This is a genomic window from Streptomyces sp. NBC_00620, assembly GCF_026341825.1.
Taxonomy (GTDB): domain Bacteria; phylum Actinomycetota; class Actinomycetes; order Streptomycetales; family Streptomycetaceae; genus Streptomyces.
This window is the reverse complement of sequence record NZ_JAPENY010000001.1, coordinates 621,602-643,930: the sequence shown is the minus strand read 5'-3', so window position 1 is coordinate 643,930 and position 22,329 is coordinate 621,602. Positions and strand designations below refer to the sequence as shown.

Annotated in this window: 20 protein-coding genes; 10 read left to right on the top strand and 10 right to left on the bottom strand. The window is 71.5% G+C overall.

Annotation, left to right across the window (positions count from 1 at the left end):
* Positions 1-74 precede the first annotated feature (74 nt).
* Together pstB and OG246_RS02870 are read left to right on the top strand one after the other, a co-directional pair.
* Positions 75-899 (top strand): phosphate ABC transporter ATP-binding protein PstB, encoded by an 825-nt coding sequence (pstB, locus tag OG246_RS02875; protein WP_266463815.1) that lies wholly within the window; start codon positions 75-77, stop codon positions 897-899.
* Positions 900-1,086: 187 nt separating this feature from the next.
* A complete protein-coding gene (locus tag OG246_RS02870) occupies positions 1,087-2,370 on the top strand; it encodes a lytic transglycosylase domain-containing protein (RefSeq protein ID WP_266455318.1) in 1,284 nt (427 codons plus the stop codon).
* A gap of 235 nt (positions 2,371-2,605) precedes the next feature.
* Here OG246_RS02870 and OG246_RS02865 read toward each other — a convergent pair whose 3' ends face one another.
* From OG246_RS02865 to OG246_RS02850, 4 genes are all read right to left on the bottom strand, one after another.
* Positions 2,606-3,697: a glycosyltransferase family 39 protein gene (locus tag OG246_RS02865; RefSeq protein ID WP_266463812.1), complete on the bottom strand. Its 1,092-nt coding sequence runs from the start codon at positions 3,695-3,697 to the stop codon at positions 2,606-2,608.
* A 254-nt stretch (positions 3,698-3,951) separates the two neighbouring features.
* On the bottom strand, positions 3,952-5,583 hold the full coding sequence (locus tag OG246_RS02860) for a phospho-sugar mutase (RefSeq protein WP_266455315.1): 1,632 nt from the start codon (positions 5,581-5,583) through the stop codon (positions 3,952-3,954).
* A gap of 311 nt (positions 5,584-5,894) precedes the next feature.
* Entirely contained in the window at positions 5,895-6,719 is an 825-nt protein-coding gene (locus tag OG246_RS02855; protein WP_266455312.1) for a purine-nucleoside phosphorylase, read from the bottom strand.
* Positions 6,720-6,876: 157 nt separating this feature from the next.
* Positions 6,877-7,314 (bottom strand): gamma-glutamylcyclotransferase, encoded by a 438-nt coding sequence (locus tag OG246_RS02850; RefSeq protein WP_266455309.1) that lies wholly within the window; start codon positions 7,312-7,314, stop codon positions 6,877-6,879.
* Between the two features lie 107 nt (positions 7,315-7,421).
* On the opposite strand from OG246_RS02850, the gene OG246_RS02845 reads away from it, so the two are divergent.
* Complete coding sequence (locus tag OG246_RS02845) at positions 7,422-8,870, top strand: NAD(P)H-quinone dehydrogenase (protein WP_266455306.1); 1,449 nt, start codon at positions 7,422-7,424, stop codon at positions 8,868-8,870.
* A gap of 167 nt (positions 8,871-9,037) precedes the next feature.
* Positions 9,038-10,003 carry a DeoR/GlpR family DNA-binding transcription regulator gene (locus tag OG246_RS02840; RefSeq protein ID WP_266455304.1) on the top strand — a complete coding sequence of 322 codons (966 nt, stop codon included), beginning with the start codon at positions 9,038-9,040 and terminating at the stop codon, positions 10,001-10,003.
* A gap of 142 nt (positions 10,004-10,145) precedes the next feature.
* Here the strand turns inward: OG246_RS02840 and OG246_RS02835 are convergent, their stop codons facing one another.
* Complete coding sequence (locus OG246_RS02835) at positions 10,146-11,918, bottom strand: biotin carboxylase N-terminal domain-containing protein (protein ID WP_266455302.1); 1,773 nt, start codon at positions 11,916-11,918, stop codon at positions 10,146-10,148.
* Positions 11,919-12,274: 356 nt separating this feature from the next.
* Between OG246_RS02835 and OG246_RS02830 the strand changes: the two genes are divergently transcribed.
* Positions 12,275-12,757, top strand: coding sequence for a hypothetical protein (locus OG246_RS02830; RefSeq protein WP_266455300.1), 483 nt, complete (start codon positions 12,275-12,277; stop codon positions 12,755-12,757).
* A gap of 12 nt (positions 12,758-12,769) precedes the next feature.
* On the opposite strand, the gene OG246_RS02825 is transcribed toward OG246_RS02830, so the two are convergent.
* A complete protein-coding gene (locus OG246_RS02825) occupies positions 12,770-13,390 on the bottom strand; it encodes a nucleoside triphosphate pyrophosphatase (protein ID WP_266455298.1) in 621 nt (206 codons plus the stop codon).
* A 57-nt stretch (positions 13,391-13,447) separates the two neighbouring features.
* Complete coding sequence (gene mmpB, locus OG246_RS02820) at positions 13,448-13,576, bottom strand: morphogenic membrane protein MmpB (RefSeq protein ID WP_266455295.1); 129 nt, start codon at positions 13,574-13,576, stop codon at positions 13,448-13,450.
* A 164-nt stretch (positions 13,577-13,740) separates the two neighbouring features.
* Here mmpB and OG246_RS02815 point away from each other — a divergent pair, with 164 nt between their 5' ends.
* Positions 13,741-14,871, top strand: a complete 1,131-nt coding sequence (locus OG246_RS02815) for an SGNH/GDSL hydrolase family protein (protein ID WP_266455292.1) — start codon at positions 13,741-13,743, stop codon at positions 14,869-14,871.
* Positions 14,872-14,878: 7 nt separating this feature from the next.
* Here the strand turns inward: OG246_RS02815 and OG246_RS02810 are convergent, their stop codons facing one another.
* Together OG246_RS02810 and OG246_RS02805 are read right to left on the bottom strand one after the other, a co-directional pair.
* Complete coding sequence (locus tag OG246_RS02810; protein ID WP_266455289.1) at positions 14,879-15,088, bottom strand: acyl-CoA carboxylase epsilon subunit; 210 nt, start codon at positions 15,086-15,088, stop codon at positions 14,879-14,881.
* Positions 15,089-15,122: 34 nt separating this feature from the next.
* Complete coding sequence (locus tag OG246_RS02805; RefSeq protein WP_266455286.1) at positions 15,123-16,721, bottom strand: acyl-CoA carboxylase subunit beta; 1,599 nt, start codon at positions 16,719-16,721, stop codon at positions 15,123-15,125.
* Positions 16,722-16,902: 181 nt separating this feature from the next.
* On the opposite strand from OG246_RS02805, the gene OG246_RS02800 reads away from it, so the two are divergent.
* The gene (locus OG246_RS02800; protein ID WP_266455283.1) at positions 16,903-17,775 is read left to right on the top strand and encodes a biotin--[acetyl-CoA-carboxylase] ligase; all 873 of its coding nucleotides are present in this window, start codon (positions 16,903-16,905) and stop codon (positions 17,773-17,775) included.
* A 329-nt stretch (positions 17,776-18,104) separates the two neighbouring features.
* On the top strand, positions 18,105-19,289 hold the full coding sequence (locus OG246_RS02795) for an adenylate/guanylate cyclase domain-containing protein (RefSeq protein WP_266455280.1): 1,185 nt from the start codon (positions 18,105-18,107) through the stop codon (positions 19,287-19,289).
* Here OG246_RS02795 and OG246_RS02790 read toward each other — a convergent pair.
* A complete protein-coding gene (locus OG246_RS02790; protein ID WP_266455277.1) occupies positions 19,286-19,801 on the bottom strand; it encodes a hypothetical protein in 516 nt (171 codons plus the stop codon). The genes OG246_RS02795 and OG246_RS02790 overlap by 4 nt on opposite strands.
* A gap of 269 nt (positions 19,802-20,070) precedes the next feature.
* Between OG246_RS02790 and OG246_RS02785 the strand changes: the two genes are divergently transcribed.
* Together OG246_RS02785 and OG246_RS02780 are read left to right on the top strand one after the other, a co-directional pair.
* Complete coding sequence (locus OG246_RS02785) at positions 20,071-20,883, top strand: enoyl-CoA hydratase/isomerase family protein (RefSeq protein WP_266455275.1); 813 nt, start codon at positions 20,071-20,073, stop codon at positions 20,881-20,883.
* 232 nt (positions 20,884-21,115) lie between these two features.
* On the top strand, positions 21,116-22,285 hold the full coding sequence (locus OG246_RS02780) for a diguanylate cyclase (RefSeq protein ID WP_266455272.1): 1,170 nt from the start codon (positions 21,116-21,118) through the stop codon (positions 22,283-22,285).
* Positions 22,286-22,329: the final 44 nt, after the last annotated feature.

The window sequence follows — 22,329 nt, the reverse complement described above, 5'->3', positions numbered from 1 at the left end:
TCATGTCCGACACCACTGACACGACCGACACCACCGAGATACTCGTCGACGAGATCCTCGACCCGACGAGGAGGATGACGGCCGTCAAGCCGGGCAGGCCCGGCGCCGCCACCGGGCCGAGTGATCCGGCCACCCTCGAGGCCGACGCCATCTCGGCCTGGTTCGGCGACCACAAGGTCCTGGAGCGCGTCTCGCTCACCATGCCGGCCCGCAAGGTCACCGCGCTCATCGGCCCGTCCGGCTGCGGCAAGTCCACCTTCCTGCGGATCCTCAACCGCATGCACGAGCTGGTCGGCTCCGCCTCCCTCGCGGGCCGGGTGCTGCTCGACGGCGAGGACATCTACGACCGCGGACGCCGCATCACCCACGCCCGCCGCCAGATCGGCATGGTCTTCCAGAAGCCCAACCCCTTCCCCGCGATGTCGATCTACGACAACGTCACCGCCGGCCTGAAGCTGGGCGGCATCAAGGCCGACCGCGACGGCAAGGACGCGCTCGTCGAGGAATGCCTGACCAAAGCGGGCCTGTGGAAGGAGGTCCGCGACCGTCTCCGGCAGCCCGGCGGCGCGCTCTCCGGCGGCCAGCAGCAGCGCCTGTGCATCGCGCGCTCGCTGGCCGTACGACCACGGGTCCTGCTCATGGACGAGCCGTGCTCGGCCCTTGACCCGACGTCGACGCGACGCATCGAGGAGACCATCCACGAACTGTCCGAAGAGGTCACCATCGTGATCGTCACCCACAACATGCAGCAGGCGGCCCGCGTCTCCGACCAGTGCGCCTTCTTCCTCGCCGAGCAGGGCACCCCCGGCCTCATCGTCGAACACGGCACCACGGATGCGATGTTCAACAACCCGCAGGACCCGCGCACCACGGACTACGTGAACGGCCGCTTCGGATAAGGGGGGTGACCATCGCGGAGCCCGCCCAACTCGCCGCGCACCTCGGCAAGTTCATCTCCCCTTAGCCCCTAGGAGTCGGCCAGGCGCCCCGCCGCGGCCGCCCGCTGCCTAGCCTCGGGCGCGGTAACCGGAACAGACAACTCAGGCCCCGTGTGCCACCGAAGTCCCGACCGGCAGGAGTCTCCTCATGCCCCGTCCGCTCACCAGACCCTTCCGCCGCGTGAGCGCAGGACTGCGCACCCGGCGTGGCCTGCGCGGTGCGGCCGTCGCCACCTTCGCCACGGTTGCCGCGGCTCTGCTCACCGCCGGTTCCCAGGCGCCGGGGACCGTCGGTGCCGCCCGGGCCCCGGAGGGCGACGGCATGAGCGTCCCCGGGGGATTCGTGGCGCCCGACGCCCCGCTGCCGGACGTTCCCTCACAGGGCGACGACTCCTACCACGTCGAACTGCCGCCCCTGGACGGCGTGTCGGGCGCCGAGAGGCTGTGGGGCGAGGAGGCTGCGAAGCCCTCGGTACAGCGGGCCACGGCCGAGGCCGGTCTGCCGGCGAGCGTGTTCGCCGCCTACCAGCGAGCCGCGGCAGCCGTCGGGCGCACCGACCCGGGTTGCGCCCTGCCGTGGGAGCTGCTCGCCGCGATCGGCAAGGTCGAGTCGGGGCACGCAAGCGGCGGCGCCGTCGCCGCCAACGGCGACACCCTCACCCGGATCACCGGACCCGCCCTCGACGGCAACGGCTTCGCGCTGATCCTCGACAGCGAGGGCGGCACCTGGGACGGCGACGCGGTGTACGACCGGGCCGTGGGCCCCATGCAGTTCCTGCCGACCACCTGGAAGACCTGGGGCGCGGACGGCAACGGTGACGGCATCTCGAACCCCAACAACATCCACGACGCCGCCCTGGCCGCAGGCCACTACCTGTGTGCCGGAGAGCGCGACCTGGGCACCGCGGCGGGCCTGGAGCGGGCGATCCTCAGCTACAACTACTCGCGCGACTACCTCAACCTCGTCCTCGGCTGGATGGAGTTCTACCTCCGCGGAGTGCACACCGTCCCCGACGGCACGGCGGTCGCCCCACACAGCCCGGGGGCGGGCAGCGACACCCCGGCCACGGAGCCGGTGCGCGAGGCGGGAGGCGGCGACGACGCCCCCGACGGCAGCCTCACGCCCGCGCCCGCCACACCCACCCGGCCGGCGTCCCCGTCCTCGTCCCCATCCCCGTCGGCGAGTACGAGCCCCACCCCGACCCCGACCCCCAGCGAACCCCCCGCCGAAACCGAACCCCCCGTCCCGACCCCCACCGAGACCTCCCCGTCGCCCTCCCCCGACAGCGACGCCGACCCCGTACCTTCGCCTTCGGTGACCACCCCGGACCCCGAGCCGTCGACCGACCCCCCTGCGAGCCCGAGCGATTCGGCGACCCCCACACCCACGGAGACCCCCGAGCCCACCCCGTCCGGCACACCCACGGGCTGACCGCGCGCTACGCGGGCGAACCGACACGGGGTTCAGCTGCCTGGGGGGCGCTCCGAACCCCGTGTCCGGCCCTTGCCTGGCATCCCGCATTTCTGGTGAAAGGGGGCGCGGGACACCCGGTGGGCGGATGCGTCCAAAGGGGGGTGAGGACCGCATCCGCACTCCCTTCCAGCGTGGGACGCACGGGAGCGGAGCAGGCAGCCGAGGAGCATGCGACAGCCCAACTCCCTGTGAATCAGGGGGCGCTGGGCCACACGAGAGCCATATAGGCACCGAAGTACGCCGCCCCGAGGACCGCCGCCGCCAGCGTGAACGCGCGGAAGCGGAGGGAGGCGCGGGCCAGGTGCAGCGCGGCGGGGAGCAGCAGCGGGAAGGCCGGCAGCAGGAAGCGGGCGCGGGGGAAGTAGACGCCGCCGCTGCCCAGCACGATCACCAGCAGCAGTCCCGTGAACAGCAGCAGCGGCAGCGGTTGCCGGTCCCACGCCGACAGCGCGAACAGCAGCACCGAGGCGATCAGCGTGGCGGTCACCATCAACAGGAACAGCTCGGGCGTCGAGTCGTACATCAGGTACTCGCGCATCCGCCGCAGCGTCGCCAGGCCGCCGTCGAACTCGTTGTGCCACAGCAGCTGTACGGCGAAGTAGCCGTCCCAGCGGCCGAGCCGCAGGCCCACCCAGCCGACGTACGCGAGCCACCCGAGCGGAGCGAGGACGGCGGCCGCGAGGACGCGGGCGTCGAAGCGGCGGCGCAGGGAGAGCAGGGCCGTGACGGTCACCGCGGCCGCGACGGCGACACCGGTCGGCCGGGTCAGCCCCGCGAGCGCGGCCAGCGCCCCCGCCCACAGCCAGCGGCCGCTGAGCACCGCGTACAACGACCAGGCGGCGAAAGCCGTGAACAGGGACTCGGTGTAGCCCATCCACTGCACGAGCCCGACCGGCAGCGCGGCCCACAGGACGGTGAGCAGGACGCCGACCCGCTGACCGTGCAACCGGTCACCGACCGCGAAGACTCCCCAAGCGGCGACGAGGGAGGCGACGACGGCGATCCCGAGGCCGGCGCCTGCCGGGCTGCCGGGCGTGAGCGCCGCGACCGCCTTGACGAGGACGGGGTAGAGCGGGAAGAACGCGAGATTGTTCGCGTCGAACGCCGTGCCCAGCTCCCGCGCGTACCCGTGGCCGGCGATCCCCAGATACCAGTCGGCGTCCCACTGCGTCGCCAGGACCGGCCAGACTCCGTGTCCCTGCCGGTGCGCCCAGCCGGCGAGGACCAGCAGTCCCACGGCCCGTACGGCGACGTAGGCGAGGAGCGCGGGCGCGGCCCGGCGCAGGACACCGGGGGAGGCCGGCGCGGCGGACGGGGGTCGTGGCCGGGTGCTCGGAACGTGTCTGCCGGGGGCGGTGTCGGGGACGGTCGAGGACACGGCGGCGGCTCCAGTACTCGGCGGGCGGTACCGGTTCACCGTTTCCCGGAGAGGGCGGCCGGGTGCGGAGGTGCGTCAGCTGTCCCGCGGAAATCACCCGATGGGGTGGCCGGGGACGGCCGGTCCACCCCATCGGGTACGAGTACGCGTGCGGGTACGGGTCAGATGCCGGCGGCGGCCGAGAGGTCCCGCTTGATGGCGGCCAGCGACTCCGCCGCCTTCGTCCGCGCCGCGTCGAGCCCCTCGTGCGAGGCGACGGGCACGACGACCTCGAGGTAGCACTTCAGCTTCGGCTCGGTCCCGCTGGGCCGGACGATGACGCGCGCGCCCTCCAGCGTGTAGCGCAGCCCGTCCGTCGGCGGGAGCCTGTCCGTCCCCTTCGTCAGGTCCTCGGCCTTCGTGATCGCCAGGCCCGCGAGCCGGGTGGGCGGCTGCTCGCGCAGGCGCTGCATGGCGTTCGCGATCAGGGAGAGGTCCTCGACGCGGACCGAGAGCTGGTCGGTGGCGTGCAGGCCGTACTCGACGGCGATGTCGTCGAGGAGGTCGAGGAGGGTGCGGTTGTCGGACTTGAGCTCCGAGGCGAGTTCCGTGATCAGCAGAGCCGCCGTGATGCCGTCCTTGTCGCGTACGCCGTCGGGGTCGACGCAGTAGCCGAGCGCCTCCTCGTACCCGTACCGCAGCCCCTCGACCCGGGCGATCCACTTGAAGCCGGTGAGGGTCTCCTCGTACGGCAGACCCGCCTTCTCGGCGATCCGCCCGAGCAGCGAGGAGGAGACGATCGACTCGGCGAACGTGCCCCGCGCGCCGCGCTTCACCAGGTGCTGGGCGAGCAGCGCGCCGACCTCGTCGCCGCGCAGCATCCGCCAGCCGTCGCCGTCCTTGACGGCCACGGCGCAGCGGTCCGCGTCCGGGTCGTTCGCGATGATCAGATCCGGCTGGGTCTCGTGGGCCTTCGCGAAGGCGAGGTCCATCGCGCCGGGCTCTTCCGGGTTCGGGAACGCGACCGTCGGGAAGTCGGGGTCCGGCTCCGCCTGCTCGGCGACGAGCACGGGCTCCGGGAAGCCGGCCCGCGCGAACGCCGCGAGGAGGGTGTCCTTGCCGACGCCGTGCATCGCGGTGTAGACGGTCCGGGCCGTACGCGGGGAACCCTCGGCGAGTACGGCGTCCGTGCGGGCCAGATACGCGTCCAGGACGCCCTCGTCGAGGGTCTCCCAGCCGCTGTCCGGGCGGGGGACGTCGGCGAGTGCGTGGACCGCGTCGATCTCGGCGGCGATCTCCGCGTCCGCGGGGGGCACGATCTGCGAACCGTCCCCGAGGTACACCTTGTAGCCGTTGTCCCGGGGCGGGTTGTGGCTGGCGGTGACCTCCACGCCCGCCACCGCGCCGAGGTGCCTTATGGCGTACGCGAGGACGGGGGTCGGGAGGGGGTACGGGAGTACGGCGGCACGCAGGCCGGCGCCGGTCATGACGGCGGCCGTGTCCCGTGCGAAGTCGGCGGACTTGTGGCGGGCGTCGTAGCCGATCACCACCAGGCCGTCCGTCTCGCCCTTGCCCTTGAGGTACGCGGCGAGGCCCGCGGCCGCGCGGATGACCACGGCGCGGTTCATCCGCATCGGGCCCGCGCCGAGTTCGCCCCGCAGGCCTGCGGTGCCGAACTGGAGGGTGCCGCTGAACCGTGCGGTGAGCTCCGCCGTGTCGCCGGCGTCGATGAGCTTGGCGAGCTCCTCACGGGTCTCCACGTCTGGGTCCTCGGCCAGCCACGCCTTGGCCCGAGCGATGAGTTCGTCCTGCACGTCCGGTGCGCCTCTCTGTTCGGTCGTACGTTGCTGTGTGCCCGGGGGTTTTCTCGCCCCCTCCGCCCCTACCCGTCCCGTACCTGGGGGCTGCCGCCCCCAGACCCCCGCATCGGCCTGAACGGCCTCGTCCTCAAACGCCGGACGGGCTGGAAGATCTCTCCCCGGCCGGGACTGAAAGGTTCTCTGGCCGGGCTGAAAGATTTCAGCGCCGGCCGGGGAAAGTTTCAGCCCCTCCGGCGTTTGAGGAGCGGGGTCTGGGGCGGAGCCCCAGGGGCAAGGGACGGGTAGGGGCGGAGGGGGCGAAAAAACTACAGCCGATCCAGCACCTGGGTGAGGAGCTCGCCCATGCGGGTGGCCGAGTCGCGGCCCGCCTGGAGGACCTCCTCGTGGTTCAGCGGCTCGCCCGTCATACCGGCGGCGAGGTTGGTGACCAGGGAGATGCCGAGCACCTCCGCGCCGGCCTCGCGGGCGGCGATGGCCTCAAGGGTGGTCGACATGCCCACCAGATCGGCTCCGATGACCCGAGCCATCCGGATCTCCGCAGGCGTCTCGTAGTGCGGCCCGGGGAACTGCGCGTACACACCCTCCTCCAGACTCGCGTCGATCTCCTTGCACAGGGCGCGCAGCCGCGGCGAGTACAGATCGGTGAGGTCCACGAAGTTCGCGCCGATGATCGGCGAGGTGGCCGTGAGGTTGATGTGGTCGCTGATCAGGACCGGCTGCCCGGGGCGCATGCCCTCACGCAGCCCGCCGCAGCCGTTGGTGAGCACGATGGTCTTGCAGCCGGCGGCGACGGCGGTACGGACACCGTGCGCGACGGCGGCGACACCGAGGCCTTCGTAGTAGTGGGTGCGGCCCAGGAAGACCAGGGCCCGCTTGTCGCCGATCTTGTACGAGCGGACCGCCCCGCCGTGGCCCTCGACCGCCGGCGGGGGGAACCCGGGCAACTCGGTGACCGGGAACTCGGCCTCGGGTGAGCCGAGCGCGTCCACGGCCGGCGCCCAGCCGGAGCCCATCACGAGGGCGACGTCGTGGGTCTCGGCGCCCGTGAGCTCACGCAGTCGCGTGGCGGCGGCGTCGGCGGCCGCATGGGGGTCGCCCTGGATGTCGTCCGGAAGAAGAGATGCGTTCACGCGCATGAGGGTAGCTGGTCCAGGCCTACGCGCGTAGATGACAGAGCTCACGGTCTTGCGATCGTTGTCTTGTCGTTTCCAACAAGCGGAGGAGGCGCGTTTCCCACAATGGGGTGGGCAAATGGTGCAGAAAGGGACGGAAGTGAGGTGCCCCGCCTCAGCAGGGCCGCTTACGCAGCTCCATCACATAGTCGTGGGGCGCCCCGGCCGATTCGGCGGCGTCGGCGAGCTCCCCCAGGTACCGCGCCGACGGGAGTCCCCCCTCGTACCCGTTGAGTACGTACACCCACGCGGCTTCCTCGCCCTCCAGCGTGTGCACCCGCACCCGCATCCGGCGGTAGATGTCGAGCCCGACACCCTCCCACCGGTCCATGGAGTCCTCGTCCAGGGGCGCGATGTCGTACAGCGTCACGAAGACCTGGGACCGCGGTGCCTCGACGATGGTCGCCAGCGCGCCTTCCCAGCCCATGTGCTCGCCCCCGAACGTCAGCCGCCAGTCGTTCAGCCAGCCGGTGGCGCGCAGCGGCGAGTGCGGTGCGCGGCGCGTCATGAGCCGCGGGTCGAGATTGCCGGCGTACGCGGCGTAGAGCGACATGGGGTCGAGGGTACGGCAGTGAAACGTGCGTCTCTCGCGTAACAGAAGCAGCTCGAATACCCCTATGGCGCCCCCCAGGGCGGAAGCACCTTGAAGCGTGCGGGACAATGGAGTACGTGACTCGGATCGTGATCATCGGTGGCGGACCCGGCGGATACGAGGCGGCCCTCGTGGCCGCCCAGCTCGGCGCGGAGGTGACCGTCGTCGACTGCGACGGTCTGGGCGGGGCGTCGGTGCTCACCGACTGCGTGCCGTCGAAGACCCTTATCGCGACGGCCGAGGTGATGACCACCTTCGATTCGTCGTACGAGGAACTCGGCATCATCGTCGCCGACGACACTCCACACATCGACGCGCCCGCGCGGGTGGTGGGCGTCGACCTCGGCAAGGTCAACCGCCGTGTGAAGCGCCTCGCGCTCGCCCAGTCGCACGACATCACCGCCTCCGTGACCCGCGCCGGCGCCCGTGTGCTGCGCGGACGCGCCCGCCTCGAGGGCATGCAGGCACTGGACGGCTCCCGCAAGGTGATCGTGCGGTCCGCCGACGGCACCGAGGAGACTCTGACCGCCGACGCCGTGCTGATCGCGACCGGCGGGCACCCGCGCGAGCTGCCCGACGCGCAGCCCGACGGCGAGCGGATCCTGAACTGGACCCAGGTGTACGACCTCGACGAGCTCCCGGACGAGCTCATCGTGGTCGGTTCCGGTGTCACCGGCGCCGAGTTCGCCGGCGCCTACCAGGCGCTCGGCTCGCGCGTCACGCTCGTATCCAGCCGCGACCGGGTGCTGCCCGGCGAGGACCCGGACGCCGCAGGCGTCCTGGAGGACGTCTTCCGCCGCCGCGGCATGAACGTCATGGCCCGCTCCCGCGCCGAGTCCGCCAAGCGGGTCGGCGACCGGGTCGAGGTCACCCTCTCCGACGGCCGGGTCATCAGCGGCTCGCACTGCCTGATGGCCGTCGGCGCCATCCCGAACAGCAGCGGGATGGGCCTGGAGGAGGCCGGCGTCAAGGTCAGGGAGTCCGGCCACATCTGGACCGACAAGGTCTCGCGGACCACGGCTCCCGGTGTGTACGCAGCCGGTGACGTGACCGGCGTCTTCGCCCTCGCGTCCGTCGCCGCCATGCAGGGCCGCATCGCCATGTACCACTTCCTGGGCGACGCGGTGGCCCCGCTGAACCTGAAGACCGTCTCCTCTAACGTCTTCACCGACCCGGAGATCGCCACCGTCGGGTACACCCAGGCCGACGTGGACGCGGGCAAGATCGACGCCCGGATGGTCAAGTTGCCGCTCCTGCGCAACCCGCGCGCCAAGATGCAGGGCATCAGGGACGGCTTCGTGAAGCTCTTCTGCCGCCCGGGCACCGGGATCGTGGTGGGCGGTGTGGTCGTGTCACCGCGCGCCTCGGAACTGATCCACCCCATCTCGATCGCGGTCGACAACAATCTGACGGTCGAACAGATCGCGAACGCGTTCACCGTGTATCCGTCCCTGTCGGGCTCGATCGCAGAGGTGGCACGGCAGTTGCACACGAGGAAGACCGAGAGCGGCAACTGAGCCCCACGGGCGACTCTCCGCTGGTCACGGGGAGTTGTCGCCCATTCGTACGGCATAGGCGGCATGAGTAGGCGCGTATACCACTTCATGCGCTGCCATGCGAACAACTTCTGTTATTCGGCGCAAACTGCTGAAAGCAGACGGTCGTTGGGGTTACTGTCAGTTTCGTGTTCGCTGCAGAACGTCGCCAATTGATCCTCGAAATGGTGCGAGCGAATGGGGCCGTGTCGCTCCGTGAGCTCGCCCGCGTCGTCCAGACCTCCGAAGTGACCGTACGGCGGGACGTGCGCGCACTGGAGGCAGAAGGACTCCTCGACCGCCGGCATGGCGGTGCGGTATTGCCGGGCGGGTTCACGCGAGAATCCGGCTTTCCGCAGAAATCGCATCTCGCGACCGCCGAGAAGACGGCCATCGCCGATCTCGCCGCGGGTCTCGTCGAAGAGGGCGAGGCCATCGTGGTGGGCGCGGGGACCACCACGCAGGAGCTGGCCCGTCGGCTCGCGCGGGTACCCGGGCTGACCGTCGTCACCAACTCCCTCCTGGTGGCCCAGGCGTTGGCCCACGCCAACCGGGTGGAAGTCGTGATGACCGGCGGCACCCTGCGCGGTTCCAACTACGCCCTGGTCGGTTCAGGGGCCGAGCAGTCCCTCCAGGGGCTGCGGGTCTCCCGGGCCTTCATCTCCGGAAGCGGGCTGACCGCCGAGCGCGGCCTGTCCACGTCCAACATGCTGTCGGCCTCGGTCGACCGCGCGCTCGTCCAGGCCGCCGCGGAGGTCGTCGTCCTCGCCGACCACACCAAGCTCGGTACGGACACGATGTTCCAGACGGTCCCGACCGACCTGATCACCCGCCTGGTCACCGACGAGCCCCCCGCCCACGACGACCGTGCCCTCACCGAACTGCAGGCCCTGGCCGACCAGGGCGTACAGATCACGGTGGCCGGGTCATCCGCGGGCGGCGGCGCTGGAGGCGATCCCGTCCCGGCGGGGCGTCCGCCACGCCGGGACATGCCGCTCCCGGGCCCGCGCCGCGGCCAAGTCCCCGGCTCGGCACCCCAGTTGCGCTCGGCCACGGTGCTGGGCGAGCAGTCCCCCGGGGAGCGCGCGAGGGTGGCGGACCTGCGCCGCCGCTGACCGACTCCGGCGGGGCGCGACTGAAAAGCTGAGCTCCGGCGGACGGGGAAAGCCGAAGCGCCCGGCGGACTGACTGCTCCAGTCCGACAGGCGCTTCGGGATGTCGTACGACCCGTCTCCTACGGGTGGGCCGTGCGGGCCGTCAGTCCTTGATCTCGCAGATCGCGGCGCCGGAGGTCAGCGAGGCGCCGACCTCGGCGCTGAGGCCCTTGATGGTGCCGGAGCGGTGGGCGTTGAGAGGCTGTTCCATCTTCATGGCCTCCAGGACGACGACCAGGTCGCCTTCCTTGACCTCCTGGCCCTCCTCGACGGCGACCTTGACGATGGTGCCCTGCATCGGGGAGGCGAGGGTGTCGCCCGAGGCCACAGGCCCGGACTTCTTCGCCGCCCGCCGCTTGGGCTTGGCACCCGCCGCAAGACCCGTGCGGGCCAGCGACATGCCCAGCGAGTAGGGCAGCGAGACCTCGAGACGCTTGCCGCCGACCTCGACGACGATCGTCTCGCGGTCCGCCTCGTCCTCGGCCTCGGTGTCCGCCGGAGCGGCGAAGGCCGGGATCTCGTTGACGAACTCGGTCTCGATCCACCGGGTGTGCACCGTGAACGGGTCTGCGGAACCGGTGAGTTCGGGAGCGAAGGCGGGGTCGGCGACGACCGCGCGGTGGAAGGGGATGGCGGTGGCCATGCCCTCCACATTGAACTCCGCCAGCGCGCGGGCGGCCCGCTGCAGGGCCTGCTCGCGGGTGGCGCCGGTGACGATCAGCTTGGCGAGGAGCGAGTCCCAGGCCGGGCCGATGACGCTGCCGGACTCCACGCCCGCGTCCAGCCGGACGCCCGGCCCCGACGGCGCGTCGAACACGGTCACGGTGCCGGGGGCGGGCAGGAAACCGCGCCCCGGGTCCTCGCCGTTGATGCGGAACTCGAAGGAGTGCCCACGCAGTTCGGGGTCGCCGTAGCCGAGTTCCTCGCCGTCGGCGATGCGGAACATCTCGCGCACCAGGTCGATGCCCGCGACCTCCTCGGTCACCGGGTGCTCCACCTGGAGGCGGGTGTTGACCTCCAGGAAGGAGATCGTGCCGTCGGTGCCGACCAGGAACTCCACCGTGCCCGCACCGACATAGCCGGCCTCGCGCAGGATCGCCTTGGAGGAGGAGTACAGCTCCTCGACCTGGGCGTCGGAGAGGAAGGGGGCGGGGGCCTCCTCGACCAGCTTCTGGTGCCGGCGCTGCAGCGAGCAGTCCCGGGTGGAGACCACGACCACATTGCCGTGGGAGTCGGCCAGGCACTGCGTTTCCACGTGCCGGGGCTTGTCGAGATAGCGCTCCACGAAGCACTCACCGCGCCCGAAGGCGGCGACCGCCTCACGGACCGCGGAGTCGTACAGCTCGGGTACTTCTTCGAGCGTGCGGGCGACCTTCAGGCCGCGCCCGCCGCCGCCGAAGGCGGCCTTGATCGCGATCGGCAGCCCGTGCTCCTGCGCGAACGCGACGACCTCGTCGGCACCGGACACCGGGTCGGGTGTACCGGCCACCAGCGGGGCGCCGGCCCGCTGGGCGATGTGCCGGGCGGCGACCTTGTCACCCAGATCGCGGATGGCCTGCGGTGGCGGTCCGATCCACACCAGGCCCGCGTCCAGCACTGCTTGGGCGAAGTCCGCGTTCTCGGAAAGGAAGCCGTAACCGGGGTGGATGGCGTCCGCCCCCGAATCCCTGGCGGCCTGGAGCACCTTGGCGATGTCCAGGTAACTGGTGGCCGGGGTGTCACCGCCCAACGCGAACGCCTCGTCCGCCGCACGGACATGCAGAGCGTCCCGGTCCGGTTCCGCGTAGACGGCAACACTCGCGATACCGGCATCCCGGCACGCCCGGGCCACGCGGACAGCGATTTCGCCACGGTTGGCGATGAGCACCTTGCGCACGATGGCTCCCTCCTTGAAACAAGCCGAGTTTAGGGACTGCCGACACGAGCTTTCGACCCGTCCCCAATGGTGAGCTTGCCCACACGGAGTGTGATTCGAGGCGCGCTCGACCCGTGAAATCCCTTGTCGCGCCACGGCACACGGGATCCCTGCCCTGAACCCTAGCCCTCCTGTGTGGTCGAGGTCTCTGTGAGTCAGTGCTGCGTGCCACAGGGTTTCTTTGTCGAGTCCCTACGAATGGCCCAATGATTCTTTGCCCTCGGCAGAACCCTTGTCCCGAGGTTTACCCGTTAGTAGCGTTCAGGATGTACTCGAACGTACTTGGGGTAACAGCACACGGAAGCGGGTGGGGACCGGTGGTGCGCAGACCGGTTGCGTGGGTGGCGGCGATCGTGCTCTTCGTGGAGGCGATCGGCATCGCGCTGCTGAACTGGTTGCTCGGCACTGTCGTCGACAACCAGGACATGTCCCTGGCGGGGCTCGACCCGGACATGATGTCCATCTCCTCGAAGGTCGGGGGCCTGGTCTTCGGCGCCTACTTCGCGCTGTGCGGCCTCACCGCCCTGCTGGCCGCCGTGCGCGACCGGGCCCCGGGCCTCTTCGGCCGGATCCTCCTCATCAGCGCCGCGGTGGTGCACGGCCTGCTGGGCGCGCTCACGGTGGGCCTGGTCGGCTGGGGCGCGTTCGCCTTCCTGATGGTGGGGCTCGCGCTGATCGTGTTCACGCTTCTGGCGTTCGGCCGCCCGGCGGGCCCGGTCGACGCCGCGCCCGAGAAGGGCGGGAACGGAGACAACGGAGGTGCGCCGGTCGTGGCCCCTCCGGCCCCCTCGCCCTCCTGATCCCGCTCCCGGTCACTTCTCCCGCGGCGTCCACAACTCCGTGATGCCGACGCCCAGTTCGGCCAGCAGGCGGCGCACCAGTGGCAGCGAGATCCCGATCACGTTGCCGTGGTCGCCGTCGATGCCGTCGATGAACGGGGCCGAGCGGCCGTCGAGGGTGAACGCCCCGGCCACGTAGAGGGGTTCGCCCGAGGCGACGTACGCGGCGATCTCGGCGTCGCTCGGATCGCCGAAGTGGACCACGGTGGACGCGGTTGCCGAGGCGTAGCGCTTGGCCGCCGTGTCGTAGACGCAGTGGCCCGTCTGGAGTGTCCCGGCGCGGCCGCGCATCGACTTCCAGCGGGCGGTGGCCTCCTCGGCGTCGGCGGGCTTGCCGTAGGCCTCGCCGTCCAGGTCGAGGACCGAGTCGCAGCCGATCACCAGGGCGCCCTGGACCTCGGGCTTCGCCGCCACGACGGAAGCCTTCGCCTCGGCCAGCGCCAGGGCGAGTTCGGCGGGGGTCGGTGCGCTGACGGCTTCCTCGTCGACCCCGCTCACGATCACCTCGGGGGCGAGTCCGGCCTGCCGCAGCAGGTTGAGCCGGGCAGGGGACTGCGAGGCGAGCACGAGACGGCGACGCGGCTGATCAGTCATGCGATCAGGGTATCGGCGCCGCCGCGATGATCGCCCTCCGTGTCATGTGGAGGGTGCTCACATCACGCCGAGGACGACCATCGCGAGCACCATGGCCAGCGCCACGAGAACACCAAGGCGCCGCAACATGTCCTGAGTGTCGCGGAGTTCCTTGGGGGGCTCGTTCTCGGGGTCGGACCACAGCATGTCTTCGATCGTGCGACGGCGAGGGGCCGGGCGCCTGAGTACGCGTACTCAACTTGTGCACGTCTCGCGTAAACGGGTCTGAGGTTTCTTTAGTGCGCCGCCGCCTGTTACCGTCGTGAGCGTTACTAAAGGAACCCTGGTCCCTTTAATGGAGGCAAGCTGCCGTGTTCACCACCGCCTGGACCGCATCGCCCCAGCTCCCCGCCGAGGGCTTCACCCCCAACTGGTCGCAGGAGGGCTTCTGGCGCCAGTCGCTGCGCCAGGCCGTACGCCTCACCGCGGGCGGCGGCCGGGTCCGTATCCGGCTGTCCAACGCCTACGGCACCTCGCCCCTGCGGATCGCGGGCGCCACCGTGGCCCGTGCCGGCGAAGGAGCAGCGATCGAGCCCGGCTCGGTGCGGCGGCTCACCTTCGGCGGGGACGCCTCGGTCGAGATCCCCGCGCGCGGCCTCGCCGTCAGCGACCCGGCCGAACTCGCCCTGGAATCCCTGGAGTCGGTGACCGTCACCCTCCACCTCGACGCCGTCACCGGCCCCGCGACCTTCCACGCACAGGCCTTCGCGACCAGCCACCGGGCCCCGGGCGACCGCCTGGCGGACATCGGGGGCGAGGCCTTCGACGCGTCGTCCGAGTCCTGGTACTTCCTCTCGGCCGTCGAGGTCGACGCCGGCCGCACGGACGCCGTCGCGCTCTTCGGGGACTCCATCACGGACGGCTTCGGCTCGACCCCGGGCGCGAACCACCGCTGGTCGGACCTGCTCGCCGAACGCACCGGACGGCCCGTCCTCAACGCGGGCATCGGCGGGAACCTGCTGCTCAACGACTCGGCCTGGTACGGCGAGAAGGGCATCCACCGACTCGGCCGCGACGTCCTCGACCACCAGGGCGTGGGCACACTCGTCGTGCTCCAGGGGCTCAACGACATCGGCTTCAGCGAGACCGGTGAACAGCCCACCTACAAGCCCGCGCCGGTCGTGGAGGCCGGTGAACTCATCGACGGCTACCGGGAGTTGATACGGCAGGCGCGTGCCCGGGGGCTACGGGTGATCGGCTCCACCCTCCTCCCCTTCGGCGGCTCCGACCACTGGGGCGAGCACGCGGCGAAGGTGAGCCACGAGGTGAACGAGTGGATCCGCGGCGCCGGCGAATGGGACGCGGCGATGGACCTGAACCGCGTACTGGCCGACCCGGACGACCCGGACCGGCTGCACCCGGCGTACGACTTCGGCGACCACCTGCACCCCAACGACGCGGGGTACGCGGTGATGGCCGAAGCCCTCGCGGAACTGCTCTAGAGCCTGCCTAGCCGGGCCAGTACGTGCGGCCCCACGCCGTCGGGCCCGGCTGGGGCAGCCGGCGCGTGGCGATACGGGCCGGGTCGGCCCACGCGGCCCTGGCCCCGGGCGCGCCGGGCGGGGCCGAAGCCGCCGCCGCGGCGCGCGCCCGGACCACCGCCAGTGCGGCGGCCAGCTCCTCCGGGGTCGGATTGCCCCGTACGACCTTGATCGTCATTACCGCTCCCAAGCTTTTCAGGGTCTGGAGGGGTCTAGAGGGGGATGTTGCCGTGCTTCTTCGGAGGCAGCGACTCCCGCTTCGTACGCAGCGCACGCAGGCCGCGTACGACATGGGCGCGGGTGTCGGACGGCATGATCACGCCGTCGATGTAGCCGCGCTCGGCAGCCGTGTAGGGGTTCAGGAGCGTGTCCTCGTACTCCTGGATCAGGCGGGCCCGGGTCGCCTCCTGCTCCTCCGCGGGAGTCGCGGCGATGGTGCGGCGGTGCAGGATGTTGACCGCGCCCTGCGCGCCCATCACAGCGATCTGGGCCGTGGGCCAGGCGAGGTTGAGGTCGGCGCCCAGGTGCTTGGACCCCATGACGTCGTACGCGCCGCCGAAGGCCTTGCGGGTGATGACCGTGATGAGCGGGACGGTCGCCTCGGCGTAGGCGTAGATCAGCTTGGCGCCGCGGCGGATGATGCCGGTGTGTTCCTGGTCGACGCCGGGGAGGAAGCCCGGGACGTCCACGAACGTGATGACCGGGACGTTGAAGGCGTCGCACGTCCGGACGAAACGCGCGGCCTTCTCGCTCGCGTCGATGTCCAGACAGCCCGCGAACTGCATCGGCTGGTTGGCGACGATGCCGACCGGGTGGCCCTCGACCCGCCCGAACCCGGTGAGGATGTTCGGCGCGAACAGCGCCTGCGTCTCGAAGAACTCGGCGTCGTCCAGGACGTGTTCGATCACCGTGTGCATGTCGTACGGCTGGTTCGCGCTGTCCGGCACGATCACGTCCAGCTCGCGGTCCTCGTCGGTGACGGTGAGGTCCGCCTCCTCCGGGAAGACCGGGGCCTCGCTGAGATTGTTGGACGGCAGGTACGACAGCAGCTGCTTGACGTACTCGATGGCGTCCTTCTCGTCGCCCGCCATGTGATGGGCCACGCCGGACACCGCGTTGTGGGTCCGGGCGCCGCCGAGCTCCTCGAAGCCGACGTCCTCGCCCGTCACCGTCTTGATGACATCGGGCCCCGTGATGAACATGTGCGAGGTCTGGTCGACCATGATCGTGAAGTCGGTGATCGCGGGGGAGTAGACCGCGCCGCCCGCGCACGGGCCGACGACAAGGGAGATCTGCGGGATCACCCCGGAAGCATGGGTGTTCCGGCGGAAGATCTCGCCGTACATGCCCAGCGCGCTGACACCCTCCTGGATGCGGGCGCCGCCCGAGTCGTTGATGCCGATGACCGGGCAGCCCGTCTTCAGCGCGAAGTCCATCGCCTTCATGATCTTCTGGCCGAAGACCTCGCCGAGGGCGCCGCCGAACACGGTGAAGTCCTGTGAGAACACGGCGACGGGGCGGCCGTCGACCGTGCCGTACCCGGTGACCACACCGTCTCCGTACGGACGGTTCTTCTCCAGGCCGAAGTCGCTGGACCGGTGCTGCGCGAACTCGTCGAACTCGACGAACGACCCCTCGTCGAGGAGCAGCTCGATCCGCTCACGGGCCGTCAACTTGCCCTTGGCGTGCTGCTTTTCGACGGCGCGTGCCGAGCCGGCGTGCGTCGCCTCCTCGATACGGCGCTGCAGGTCCGCGATTTTGCCCGCGGTGGTGTGGATGTCGGGGTGTTGCAGCTCTTCCGGCTCGGACATCGGGATGCGGCTCCCTGCCTGCTCAATGGGGACGTGAGGGTGACGTACTCAAGGGTGCTGCTGAGCGCTCCGTGGCGCGTTCTGCTCAAGGATGCTGCTCAGGAGTTTGCTACTGACTCGTAGGGTAGTGGCGGCGATACGGTTCGGCAGTGCGGCGTTTACCACACCTAGGGTGGGTTGCATGACGCCGCGAGATGCATCAGACGCCAACGACAACCCGTGGTCCGACCTGGACCGTCCGCCGCTCAACGCGGTCGCCCTGCGCAAGGCGCTGGTACGGGACGGGAGCCTCTGGTCGGGCATCGAGGTGGTCGCCCGCACCGGGTCCACCAACTCCGACCTCGTCGCCCGCGCCGCCGCGGGAACGGCCGCCGAGGGCACGGTACTCGTCGCCGAGGAGCAGAACGCCGGACGCGGCCGCCTCGACCGGCAGTGGACGGCACCCGCCCGCTCCGGCCTCTTCTTCTCCGTCCTGCTGAAGCCGGCCCAGGTCCCCGTCGAGCGCTGGGGATGGCTGCCGCTGCTCACCGGGGTCGCGGTCGCGACGGCGCTGTCGCGGGCCGCGGGCGTCGATACGGCACTCAAGTGGCCCAACGACCTGCTGGTGACCGTGGACGGTGCGGAGCGCAAGGCCGGCGGCATTCTCGCCGAGCGGGCCGGGACCGACGCGGTCGTGGTGGGCATCGGCATCAACGTCTCGCTGCGCGAGGACGAACTCCCCGTCCCCGGGGCCGGGTCCCTCGCCCTCGCAGGCGCGGCGACCACGGACCGTGACACCGTGCTGCGGGCCGTCCTGCGGTCGCTGTCGCAGTGGTACGAGCGCTGGCGCGACGCGGGCGGGGACCCTGTCGCGTCCGGGCTCCAGGAGACGTACGCCGCCGGGTGCGCGACGCTCGGGCGCGTGGTGCGGGCCGAACTCCCCGGGGGGCGGTCGATCAGTGGGGAGGCGGTGGCCGTGGACGGGGACGGGCGGCTGGTTCTGGCCACGGAGGAAGGGGTGCAGGAGCCGGTGGGGGCGGGGGACATTGTGCATCTGCGGGCGGTGGGGGGTTGAGGGTGGGTTTCTCGCCCCCTCCGCCCCTACCCGTCCCTTGTTCCTGGGGCTCCGCCCCAGACCCCGCTCCTCAAACGCCGGAGGGGCTGAAATCTTGCCCGAGCCGGAGATCCTTCAGCCTGTCCGGCGTTTGAGGACGAGCGCGTCAGCGCGATGCGGGGGTCTGGGGGCGGCAGCCCCCAGGTACGGGACGGGTAGGGGCGGAGGGGGCGAAATCAGCCAAGGCCAGCCCCACGTGCCCGTACGCGTCAGGAGTGAGCCAGCCCACACCTGCCGTAGAGTTGAGCGCGGTCGATACCTGACCGTGGCAGATCGGAAGGGCAGCAGGCGTGACCGTCGACGACACCGGTTCCGGTACGGGTGCAGACCCCGCCCCCGACACCGAGCCGGGCCGTACCGCCGGGTCGGTCAACCACACCTCGTCCCCCCGGGTGGACGCACCCGAGGACCCCGACTCCGGCGAGGACCCACTCGCACTCCGCCTGGAGCAGCTGATCCTCGGCGCCGAGCGCCGCTACACCCCCTTCCAGGCGGCCCGCAGCGCGGGCGTCTCCATGGAACTGGCCTCCCGCTTCTGGCGGGCCATGGGCTTCGCCGACATCGGCCAGGCCAAGGCGCTCACCGAAGCCGACGTCCTCGCCCTGCGCCGCCTCGCGGGCCTCGTCGAGGCGGGCCTGCTGAGCGAGGCGATGGCGGTCCAGGTGGCCCGTTCCACCGGCCAGACCACCGCCCGCCTGGCCGAATGGCAGATCGACTCCTTCCTGGCGGGCCTGACCGAGCCCCCGGAACCAGGGATGACGCGCACCGAGGTGACGTACCCCCTGATGGAACTGCTCCTGCCCGAGCTGGAGGAGTTCCTCGTCTACGTCTGGCGCCGCCAGCTCGCCGCCGCGACGGGCCGCGTCGTACAGGCCGGGGACGACGAGGAGATGGTCGACCGCCGGCTCGCCGTCGGCTTCGCGGACCTCGTCGGGTTCACACGCCTGACGCGCCGTATGGAGGAGGAGGAACTCGGCGAACTGGTCGAGGCCTTCGAGACCACGGCCGCCGACCTGGTGGCCGCGCACGGGGGCCGGCTCGTCAAGACGCTCGGCGACGAGGTCCTGTACGCCGCCGACGACGCCGGGGTCGCCGCCGAGATCGCCCTGCGCCTCATCGAGACGATGGCGAACGACGAGACCATGCCGGAACTGCGCGTCGGCATCGCCTTCGGCACGGTGACGACCCGGATGGGCGACGTGTTCGGTACGACGGTGAACCTTGCGAGCCGCCTCACCTCGATAGCGCCACGGGATGCCGTCCTGGTGGACGGCGCCTTCGCGGAGGAACTGGTCCGCACCGGCGACGCGCCCGCCTCCGAGGCGGAGGCCGCCGAGGCAGCGGCCGCCGCGGAGAAGGAGGGTGAGGAACCGCCCTCCTACCGTTTCGCCCTCCAGCCGATGTGGCAGCGTCCGGTGCGCGGCCTCGGCGTGGTCGAACCGTGGCTGCTCGCCCGCCGCGGCGCCGAGTCCTAGCGGGGCCCGGCAAGGGATCCGAGCGGCTCGGTCAGGCCGTTCACGCAGAGACCGACGACCGGTACGCACAGGCCCGGGGGTTCGGGCTTCGGGCCCGGAGCGGTCGTGCTCGGGGCGGGCGCGGCGGTGGTCGTCGCGGCCGGTGGCCGCGGTGCCGCGGGAGCGGGAGCCTGACCGGTGGGAACGCCGGTCGTGTCCGGCGTACCGCCCACCGGGACCCTGACAGGTGTAGACGGGGCCGTCACGAAGCGTGTCGGCGTCGGTGCCGGTGTCGGCGCGAGGCTCACGCCCGGGGTCGGCAGCGCGCTCTCCCCGCCCATCACGGCGGGCGTCGTGGCGGCCACCGGATGTGCCGAGGGCACGGCCTCGACGGTCACGGCGGCATTGCCCGCCGTGTCGGTGACGGTGCCCGTCGTCGGCTCGGCGTCCGGGGCCCCCATGCCCCCGATCACCGACTCCGGCGCCATCCGTACGAGACTCAACGCCCCTGCCGCCAGCGCGAGTCCCCCCACGGCAAAGAACACTCGTCGCGGGCGGGGCCTGCGATGCCGCCCACGTGTCGTCTCCCGGTTCGTCATGGTCATACCTCCCCAAGGTGCCCGCGCTCCCCGATGCGCTGCGGCGGTGCGCAGGTTATTCGGCCGGTGAGGGCGGGGGCCGGGAGTTGGGGCGGGTGTCACCCGAACGGGGAGGTGGGGGTGCGGGGGTGGGTTCCGGTGGGCGCCTGCGGCTGCGATGATCGGGGCGTCGGCAGTTAACCCGCGTTAACCAGGAGGGTGTCATGGCGGAGCTGGAGCAAGGGGGCGAGCGGCGGTTCGGGGAGTTCGTCGCCGTACGGCGGCACGGGTACGTCGCGGAGCTCGCCCTCGACCGGCCGAAGGCCATGAACGCGGTGTCCACGGACATGGCACGCGCCATCGCCGGTGCCTGTGAGGCGCTCGCGGCCGACCCGGACGTACGCGTGGTCGTGCTGACCTCGACGCATGAGCGGGCCTTCTGCGTCGGCGCCGACCTGAAGGAACGGAACTCCCTCACCGACGCCGAGCTGGTGCGTCAGCGGCCCGTCGCGCGGGCCGCTTACACCGGGGTTCTGGAGCTGCCGATGCCGACCGTCGCCGCGGTGCACGGGTTCGCGCTGGGCGGCGGGTTCGAGCTGGCGCTGTCCTGCGACCTGATCGTGGCCGACCGTACGGCGGTCGTCGGGCTGCCCGAGGTGTCGGTGGGGGTGATTCCCGGCGGGGGCGGTACGCAGTTGCTGCCGCGGCGGGTCGGGTCGGCTCGCGCGGCCGAGCTGATCTTCTCGGCGCGGCGGCTGGAGGCGGTCGAGGCGCGGGAGTTGGGGCTTGTCGACGAGCTGGTCGAGGCGGGGCGGGATCGCGAGGAGGCGCTCGCGCTGGGGGCTCGTATCGCGGCGAATTCCCCGGTGGGGTTGCGGGCGGCGAAGCGTGCGCTTCGCCTCGGTCACGGTCTTGACCTCCGGGCCGGGCTCGAGGTCGAGGACGCCGCCTGGCGGTCCGTCGCCTTCTCGGGGGACCGGGCGGAGGGCGTGGCGGCGTTCAACGAGAAGCGCACGCCGGAGTGGCCGGGGGTGTAGGCGTTTTTCGCCCCCTCCGCCCCTACCCATTCCCGTCACTTGGGGGCTCCGCCCCCAAACCCCCGCTCCGCGGGGTTCAGCCCGTCCGGCGTTTGAGGACGAGCGCGTCAGCGCGATACGACGGGACGGGAAGGGGCGGAGGGGGCGAAAAACCCCAACAGGACCACCGCCTCGGACCCCTGTTCGCCATACCAATGTCCCGGAATGCCATGTTTTTACCTAGCCTGGAGTGATGGGTGAGGACAGACGGCTGAGGGCCGTGGTGGAGCTGGCGCAGGGGATGGCGGCGGCGCACACCCCGCGCGAGTCCTGGCGGGCCGCGGCGCTCGGGGCCTGCCATGCCCTCGACGGGAGCTTCGCCGCGCTCTCCGTGTGGGAGCGGGAGCTCGGCCGGCTGCGGGTTCTGGCGAACGTGGGGGAGCGGGCGGAGGGCGAGGAGGAGTTCCCGGAGGGGGAGGCCTATCCGGTGCACCAGTTCCCGGAGATCACCGAGTTCCTGCACGAGCGGTGGGCCGGAGGCGGCGAGCCCGACGCCTGGGTCGAAACCGCGGAGGGGCCGGCCGGAGGCCCCGCCGGGTACTGCCATCAGCGCGTCGCCGCCCTGCGCAGGCGCGGCCGAGGCTGCTGCGTCGTCGCCCCGATCGTGCTGCACGGCCGCGCCTGGGGCGAGCTGTACGTGGCCCGCCCGGCGGGAGCCCCCGTCTTCGGCCGGGCCGACGCCGACTTCGCGACCGTCCTGGCCTCGGTCGTCGCGGCCGGGATCGCGCAGACCGAGCGGCTGGAGGAGGCCAGGCGGCTGGCGTTCACGGACGCCCTCACCGGTCTCGCCAACCGCCGCGCCGTCGACGTACGGCTCGACGAGGCGATCGAACGCCACAAGGAGGACGAGAAGGTCGTGGTGAGTCTCGTCGTCTGCGACCTCAACGGGCTCAAGCGGGTCAACGACACCCGGGGGCACGCGGTCGGCGACCGGCTCCTCGAACGCTTCGGGTCCGTGCTGTCCCTGTGCGGCGCGATGCTCCCCGGCACCCTCACGGCCCGGCTCGGCGGCGACGAGTTCTGCCTCCTCGCGGTGGGCCCGGCCGCCGACGAGGTCGTCCGCGTCGCCGACGAACTCTGCCGCAGGGCCGCCGAGTTGGAGCTCGGGGAGGGCGTGGCCTGCGGGGTCGCCTCGACCGAGGACCCGATCGGCCCTGTGCGTTCGGCCCGGCGGCTGTTCCGGCTTGCCGACGCCGCCCAGTACCGCGCGAAGGCCGTACGGGCCGCGAAGCCCGTGGTCGCCGGGCGCGAGGGCCCCGACGACCCGGTCGTGCGTCTCGCCGACGCGCCGTCCAGGGAAGGGGCGGGGGAGCGGCGCCGCTTCCGGGGGCGCCCCGGACCGCGGAACACGGAGGAGAGGTAAGGGGCCAACCCGCCACCCACTAGTGACATCATCGAATTCACTGC